Origin of the sequence: Chryseobacterium contaminans (assembly GCF_001684955.1) — a bacterium.
In the GTDB taxonomy this organism is placed as follows: Bacteria; Bacteroidota; Bacteroidia; order Flavobacteriales; family Weeksellaceae; genus Chryseobacterium; species Chryseobacterium contaminans.
Genome location: NZ_MAYF01000077.1, coordinates 1 through 7835 on the forward strand (window position 1 = coordinate 1; position 7835 = coordinate 7835).

Sequence of the window (7835 nt, forward strand, 5' to 3'; positions counted from 1 at the left end):
TTGAAATATTCCATACTCCAGGCTTCTGCAGTAGGAACTTCTGTTTCCAAAGTAGCAATACCGCTTTCTATGCCTTGTCTGAAGATTTCCAATACCCTTGCTTCATCATTGGGTTGCATTTCTCGTAATTCGTAATTCATGGGATTAATGATATTTTCTTTTGTATTTTCTTTTTATTCTTGAGTAATGGGTTTGCTTGCTCTTTTCATCTTCAGAGACTACACTTATATTTCCATCCACTTCTAAAACGGACATCTTTACATTTTTTATATTTTCAACACCATGTTCTCTTATTGCTTCCTCCAATTCATCCTGAGTAATTTTCACCCGATTCAAAGCTGCCTGGTCTGCAACACCATCTCTTATCAGAACCACCGGTTCATCTTCCATAAAATCTTCAAAAGAACGACTGGAAAACATAAGTCTTTTTAAAATAAAATTAGCCACAAATAAAACCAAAGCTGCTACCAGACCTCCCTGTAATGAAGTATCCTGCCCTACCATTGCATTCTGAACGGCATTTGAGATTAACAACAGTAGAACAACATCTCCTGCATTAAGCTGGGAAAGCTGGTTTTTACCAAATAAACGGATAGCGATTACCATAAAAAGGTATACGCAAAGGGAACGAACTGCAACATTGAGAATAGGATCCATCATTTTTTTATCTATTCAAATGTATTGATTTTTTGGTATTGGTGGGAAAGGTATTTCTTTTGTTGAAAGATGTTGCATTTATCTCTCTGATTAACAATATTATATTTTACAAACAGAATTTTATTACTCTTCCTGCCAATATTCTAAATCTGTTGGCTTTTGAAGAGGGATTCTTCCTTCCCATTTCGGTACTACAAATCCTTTAGGAAGAGTGTATTTTGGTGACATCAGTTTTTTCTGTTCATCATTAAACCTTCCTAAACGAAAACGCATCACCTCATCTTGTTTTTGCTTGTTTACAAAATAGATAACTCCCTCAACAAAATCTCTTCCTGTATCTTTAGGAATAGTCACAATCATTCGATCATAATGCCCTTTTTCAAATGTTGCCTGAAGGTTTTGTGGTAAAACTACACTTCCTTCAAACCATCGGGATTCTTTATCATAAGAATGCCAGATCAAATCCATTTGCACAGGGAGTTTCAGCAAATGTGATGGATTAGGATTTTTAGGATAGCCGATAAAACGATTGGACCATTTTAAAAAGTAAGGTGTAGAGTCTAGAAAATAGACACTTCCATCTTTTGAATAATAAATGATTGAATATTTATAATCTTCTTCACTGCTAAAACCCAGATCGTATTTATATTGCTTATCTCCTTTTTCCCAAACTGAATAGGGAATACCATGAAAATAACGAAATATATTAGCAATTTTAAATCCTTCGGATACCTTTTCATGTTCTTCAACATATTTCTTATAGCTCTTATCATTTTCTTTCCATATTCCCATATTATTTGCCTTAAAACGAATAACCTCAGTACCTGCCCCCCCTCTTTTCATCCAAACTGTTACATTTCCTCCTGGCGCAAAACCTGTAACTATTTGACTGTAAGCCAATTTTTCACCATAAGAGTCTACTATTTTATTTTTAAACAAGCTGAGCATTTTTTCTCTTGGTAATTTATGACCAACTTTATATTGAATTCCATCTGCATCACAAATCCAACTTACAGATATACTATCCGGAACGGATTTGTAAATATCACCACCTGTATAACCACCACTTGTCATTCCCCAACCAGGTTCTATTCCCCCAGCAGAAGCCCCAGCAATACTTTTTCCTTTATAAAAATATTCTACAAAGGGGCCTGATGCCCCATAATATATGGGCGCAGAAATTCCTGCATTCCACTCAAATTTATCCTTAGGCTCACAGCTTATTATTAACAATAAGTTGGGTAAGAATAATACTATTTTCTTTATTTTTTTCATTATGGAAAACGTTATTCTTCCTGCCAATATTCTAACTCTGTTGGCTTCTGAAGAGGAATTCTGCCTTCCCATTTCGGTACTACAAATCCTTTAGGAAGAGTGTTCAGTTTTTTCTGTTCATCATTAAACCTTCCTAAACGAAAACGCATCACCTCATCTTGTTTTTGCTTGTTTACAAAATAGATAACTCCTTCAACAAAATCTCCTCCTGTATAACCGCCACTTGTCATTCCCCAACCAGGATTTATCCCTACATTGGCAGATGTACCCGCTACTCCCTTTCCTTGATAAAAATATTCTACAAATGGACCTCCTGAGATATAATTTTTTGGTGCAGAAATTCCCGCATTCCATTCAAATTTATCCTTAGGCCCACAGCTTATTATTAACAATAAGTTTGGTAACAATAATGCTATGTTTTTTATTTTTTTCATCATGGAAAACGTTATTCTTCCTGCCAATATTCTAACTCTGTTGGCTTCTGAAGAGGAATTCTGCCTTCCCATTTCGGTACTACAAATCCTTTAGGAAGAGTGTATTTTGATACATCATATTTTCTCGTCTCATTGTTGAGTTTGGCCAACCGAAATTTCATGATACGCTCTTTTGAGGTGGAACTTTGCAGCCATATTGTTCCAAATGTGTAATTTTCAGAAGGACTTAACTTATCCATCACGTACACAATATGGACGTTTTTATTTTTTTTATAAAACGATTCAAAAGTATTTTGAAAATCAACAGGGAAAACAATCTCTCCTTTATACCATTGTTTATCATCTTCTGATATCCATTGAACTACTGTATGAACTGGAAGCTTTCCTTCTTTTACTCCAGCATTAATATGATTAGACACCCAATCCTTATAAGGAATAATAAACTGATTCTCATTTAAAAATATATAGCTGCCGTCCTTTGAAAAAGCAGTAACCGATTCGTAAAAATCACGATCCTCCTCACTGCTAAAGCCTATATCATATTTGTATGTTTTTTCGCCTTTTTCCCAAACTGAATAGGGAATACCGTGTAAATATTGATACTTACTTGCTTCAGAATTAATATACTCGTGAGAAACTCTTAATTTTGCTTGGGACTCCATATAAGCTTTGTCATTTCCTCTCCAAACCCCTTTATTGGGAATCTTAAGCCTTATGATTTCTGTATTGCCAGTTTGTCCACTCATCCATATTGTAGCATTTCCCCCAGGTGCCATTCCTGCTATGATCTGAGTATATTTTTCTTTGTTTCCATTAACTATCTTCCCTTTTCTAAATAATTCTAACATCTTTTCTCTGGGAAGCCTAGCTCCTCCTTCATAATAGTTCCCATCTGCTTCATCCCCCCATTTCATATAAATACTATCAGGAACAGGCTTATAAATATCTCCACCTGTATATCCTCCACTTGACATCCCCCACCCAGGATCAGCACCTATGGTGGCTGAAGTACCTGCAACACTTCTTCCCTGATAAAAAAACTCAATTGGCATTGGTGCTGCTGAATAGAACTTGGGAGCTGACCAAGCTACATTCCATTCAAATTTATCCTTAGGCTCACAACTCCCAAGCAACAGAATAATTACAGGTAATAATTGTATGGTTTTTATTTTTTTCATATATTTTCAACTAAGGATACCATTTTTCTCTTTCATAATAGATATTTCCGGCTTTATCTACTTTAGGAGCTACCGGCTGATTGACAAAGCCTACACTTTCCAGAAGATGATGATCTCCCGTTTTTACGCCTATTGCAGCTAACCCTCCAAAGTTAGCAGAAAGATGGATATAATGGTTACAGATATGCTGATATATTTCTGAGGGCATTGTATAATTTCCAACCCCTTCTTTTTTACTTTCTTCCAGCATCAGATCCATATACTGCTTCAAAACTTTATATTTATCCGTATCTGGAATCTCATGTTCAAATTCATGAGGAACAAAACCTTTCTTATTTATTGCTTCCTTATAATCTTTATAAAAAGGTACCTTATTATCAATAGCTTTCTGCAGCATCATGTACATTGCTACCAAACTGTATTTATTAGATATATACCGGGAATCTTCCAGAATATAATGGTCTGATTCTTTGGTTTGGAATACCTGGAAATAAGGACTTGTGGATACTGTTTTTTCTTTATTCGGAAAATCCGGCTCTGCTTTAATCTCACGTGTTCCTACTCCTGCACTCGTTATGGTTGTTTCTTTTACGTGATCGTACGTATTTCTAAATGCAATCTCCTTTTCTGTAGAGATACACTGGCTGATATAAAACTGTCTTATTTTTTCTTTTTCCTTAAGGATTTTATCGTCCCCTGTTTTCACATCAAAATAATCCAAAACAGCGGTATATTTATCCAGATGGGCATAGCCGCCGCCTATATCGGAATGGGCGCCCAGCATTGATATCGTATACCCTTCTTCTGTGGGAGTTAATGCAAAATTTTTCCGCCATTCATTGTGGGCGGTAATATGGAAAATCTTTTTGATCCCCAATCCGGATACCTTCGTTTTAATATCCTGAAGTGAAGCCTGTCCCAGAAATGCCGCAATACTATAAGGAACAGTTAAAGGATTGGTAATAAGAGCGCCCGCAACTTTATACCCAATATTTTCTTTCACCACCATATCGGAAATTACGGTATCAAATACCCCCAGAAAACGGATTTCTATGGAAAAAGTATCTCCAACAGGCTGATATCCGGCCTTTGCTAATCTTTTTCCAAAAAGACCGCCTGCATGCACAGAGACATAAGATACCTTGGGACGTCCCATTTTAGTATCCATTTCATCACGCATTACAGTATCATACTTTACCGATTTCTTTACTTCATTGCAAAAATGCCTTGCTGCTGCGGCACCCCTGCTGAATCCGAAAACATCAAATACAATCTTATTAATTTTTTTATTTTTAGAAATACCTCTAAACTCATTTTCTATTACACTTTTAATCCCTTCCTCTACTCTGCCAATTACCCCCCAGTCTCCTCTTCCTGCACAGGAACCTGCAATATCATCTTCTTTATCCTGTTTCGTTCCTATTCCTTCTACATATTGTTTCAAAATAGCATATTCTCCATATTCGGGATATTCATCATCTTTAGCCGCTTCTAATTTCTCTTTATAAAGGTCAAAGAGTTTTGCAACGTTGGAATAAGGATTCCAATAACTATCGCGGTCTGAGATTTTAATTTTTTTCTGCTTTCCGGTTTTGGGATCTTTGATGGTTTCGTAATATTCCTGAGGAACGGTATCATTTTTATAATAGGTTTCACCGGAGTTGATCTTACTGTAATAGGTTTTATCAGAATTATACCTATTATTGCCGGTACCATCAAAAAACATCCCGATAAAAACATTTACAGAGTCTTTAGGCTGATATGCCGGAGCTTTTTCCACCGCGGAGCCGTGATGAATATCTTTATCAGCACTCAGATTATTCAAACCTAATGCATTGATATTAGTATTTCCTTCAGAGTACAGGTTATATCCTTTTTCGGTTACCTTGGTATATTTTCCCTTGACAATTCTTGTTCTGCTCATAGGAAAAATATTAGTGGTTATGACCTTTTTCGCCACTGTTCATATAGATTGAGCTTTTGGTATGGCTTGTAAAATTTTCTTCGGTACTGAAATTCATTTCTTTTCTTGAAATTTCATTACGTTCCTGTTTTACTTCGCTGTGCACGTCACCTTCTATAAATTCAGTAAGTTTTCCTGTGATGAAAACCTGGGAATCTCCTATCACGGAAGAAGTTTTTATCATCCCCACACTTTCACTATGGTTCATCGTCACTGTATCTGTTTTATTCATTCCAACGCTGGTAGACATATTTTGCCCCACATTGATATTGAGATTTCCGCCTGCATTAAAGTTGATGTCATTAGGTGCAGATACTGTGATATTTCCTTTGCCGTCCATGAAATAGTTATTACCGCTTGGATCTACAATATTTACGCTTCCTTCGGCATCATTCATCAGAATACGGATACCGCTTCTGGTTTGTATAGATTTTAAATGGTTATTCACGCCACCACCAAGGGCAACTCCGCCATGGAACATTCCACCCATCACGAAAGGACGGTCCGGATGGTTATGTACAAATCCTACCATTACCTGGTCTCCCACTTCCGGAATGGCTACATAGCCTCTGTTTTGGGTGATCTGATCTGTTCCTCCCGCATCCGGGCTCATTACCCTGATAAAATCTGTAGTTTCATTAAGCTGCCACAGGAATTTTACTTGTACACGTCCCTGTCCCAAAGGGTCTTCATTGGAAACTACCACCGCAGGCTGTGTTTCTGCAAAAGGGGTGGTAAATTCAGGTTTCGGGATGAATCCTGTATCAGAAGCAATAGCTTCAAAGCTTCCTTTATAATGGCCTAAGGTATCAATCTCATGGGTAACTTCTGTCATCATAAGCTTTGTGAAATATCCTGTTTTGCCGGAATCAGGTTTTCTCAGATAAAGATCTGCGGTACACCCCGGATACAGAAACGGCATTGTGGTATCACCGGATACTACAAATACATCTACTCCTTTACTTCCCCATGCTCCTGTCTGGGAATTCACCACATCCATATCGGTAGCTGCCCTGATGGGAGCCGGCTGAAGTGAAGGGGTTTTAAAAATACCTTGATTATTTGAATAAGCGGTTTGGGCAAGACTTCCCATATGTTTTAAAGGAGTTTCGCCTGAAGTCAGCATGGTATTTTTACTGCTGTTGTACCCATAATAACCGGGTTGGGTATACAATGCCCTAAGCTCGGTATGAATATTTGAGGCATTACTTCCGCTTACCAGTTCAAGAGGAGCAGCCGGAGCCGGCATATTTCCGAAATGCAGTACTTCCCCATCATAGAAAAACTGTTCACCATAGGCTTCTGCCAACCGGCATAAATAATTGTAATGGGTTTCATTGTACTGGGAGCTGTAAACAATTTGTGATGTGGCTTTGGCATTTACCCTGAAATCATACCAAAACGGATCTATTCCCTGTTTAATAACCTCATCGGCTATAATTCCCGTATTCACAGGCTGCGATCCCCCAAAACTCTGGGTATGCGGAGACCCGTCTAAAAGAATGGTAGGGCTAAAGCCTTTTAAAACAATATTTCCCAAACTGTGAGCTTCCTGGCTGAATCCTACTTTGGTTATAATTCCTACAAAAACTCTTTCAGGACTATTTTTGGTTTCGAAATCTTTGTAAGCAATTTTAATGGTAAGCCGCTTTCCTAAAAATGCATTAGCCTGTTCAAGCTGATGCCCCTGTTTCTCGGATAAGGCATCATGGGCCAGTATTAATTCAAATTCGTGATGGGTTACAGCGCTTTGCTTTAATTTGAAATGTTTAAAACTGGAAATAATTTCGCCATTGATAACAGCAGAAAGTTTAACAATGCGGTTGATGCCTGCTGTATTATTTTCTTTTACTGCCTGAGCATTATCGGGAGCACGGTATCCATCAGTAAAGGATACACGTTCTGAAGTCATATTTTTTTTCATGCCTTATATTTGTGTTATTCTGGATATAATAATGACAAATATAAAAAATATTTCAAATTAAATCTACATAAAGGGATATATTGTTATTTTACAGCTATTACAAAATATCTCAGCCACTAATGACTTGGTACATCTTTTGAATTTTAAAAAAACAATATTCTTTACCAGTATGATAAGACCAATTTTTCTTTATATAAGCTTAATCTTAGGCTTTATTGCCTGTAATAAAACAACACCCTCAGCTGAAAAACAACAGATTACCGAAAAAATAAATCAACTTTACAGCCAATATGGGAAATCTAATGAAGCAATTTATAATAAACCCATCGCTGATAATTTATTTTCTCCGGAATTAAAAAAGACATTGGAAGCGGCAATCAATGCTTCAAAAGCAGATATTGAAA

At 37.0% G+C, this 7835-nt stretch carries 7 protein-coding genes; 1 reads left to right on the forward strand and 6 read right to left on the reverse strand.

Features of this window, described 5'->3' with window-relative positions; translation table 11 throughout:
- Positions 1-144: 144 nt before the first annotated feature.
- The 6 genes from BBH99_RS06170 to BBH99_RS06195 form a co-directional block, all read right to left on the reverse strand.
- Positions 145-657: a DUF421 domain-containing protein gene (locus tag BBH99_RS06170; RefSeq protein ID WP_066693423.1), complete on the reverse strand. Its 513-nt coding sequence runs from the start codon at positions 655-657 to the stop codon at positions 145-147.
- A 123-nt stretch (positions 658-780) separates the two neighbouring features.
- Entirely contained in the window at positions 781-1932 is a 1152-nt protein-coding gene (locus BBH99_RS06175) for a DUF2931 family protein (protein ID WP_066693415.1), read from the reverse strand.
- A gap of 11 nt (positions 1933-1943) precedes the next feature.
- Positions 1944-2369 carry a hypothetical protein gene (locus BBH99_RS06180; RefSeq protein WP_123873038.1) on the reverse strand — a complete coding sequence of 142 codons (426 nt, stop codon included), beginning with the start codon at positions 2367-2369 and terminating at the stop codon, positions 1944-1946.
- An 8-nt stretch (positions 2370-2377) separates the two neighbouring features.
- Positions 2378-3544: a DUF2931 family protein gene (locus BBH99_RS06185; RefSeq protein ID WP_066693419.1), complete on the reverse strand. Its 1167-nt coding sequence runs from the start codon at positions 3542-3544 to the stop codon at positions 2378-2380.
- A gap of 10 nt (positions 3545-3554) precedes the next feature.
- Positions 3555-5468, reverse strand: a complete 1914-nt coding sequence (locus BBH99_RS06190) for a phospholipase effector Tle1 domain-containing protein (RefSeq protein WP_066693420.1) — start codon at positions 5466-5468, stop codon at positions 3555-3557.
- 10 nt (positions 5469-5478) lie between these two features.
- Positions 5479-7431: a type VI secretion system Vgr family protein gene (locus BBH99_RS06195; RefSeq protein WP_066693421.1), complete on the reverse strand. Its 1953-nt coding sequence runs from the start codon at positions 7429-7431 to the stop codon at positions 5479-5481.
- A 136-nt stretch (positions 7432-7567) separates the two neighbouring features.
- On the opposite strand from BBH99_RS06195, the gene BBH99_RS06200 reads away from it, so the two are divergent.
- Positions 7568-7835 (forward strand): hypothetical protein (locus BBH99_RS06200; RefSeq protein ID WP_131799196.1); only part of this gene is annotated, 268 nt, incomplete at its 3' end.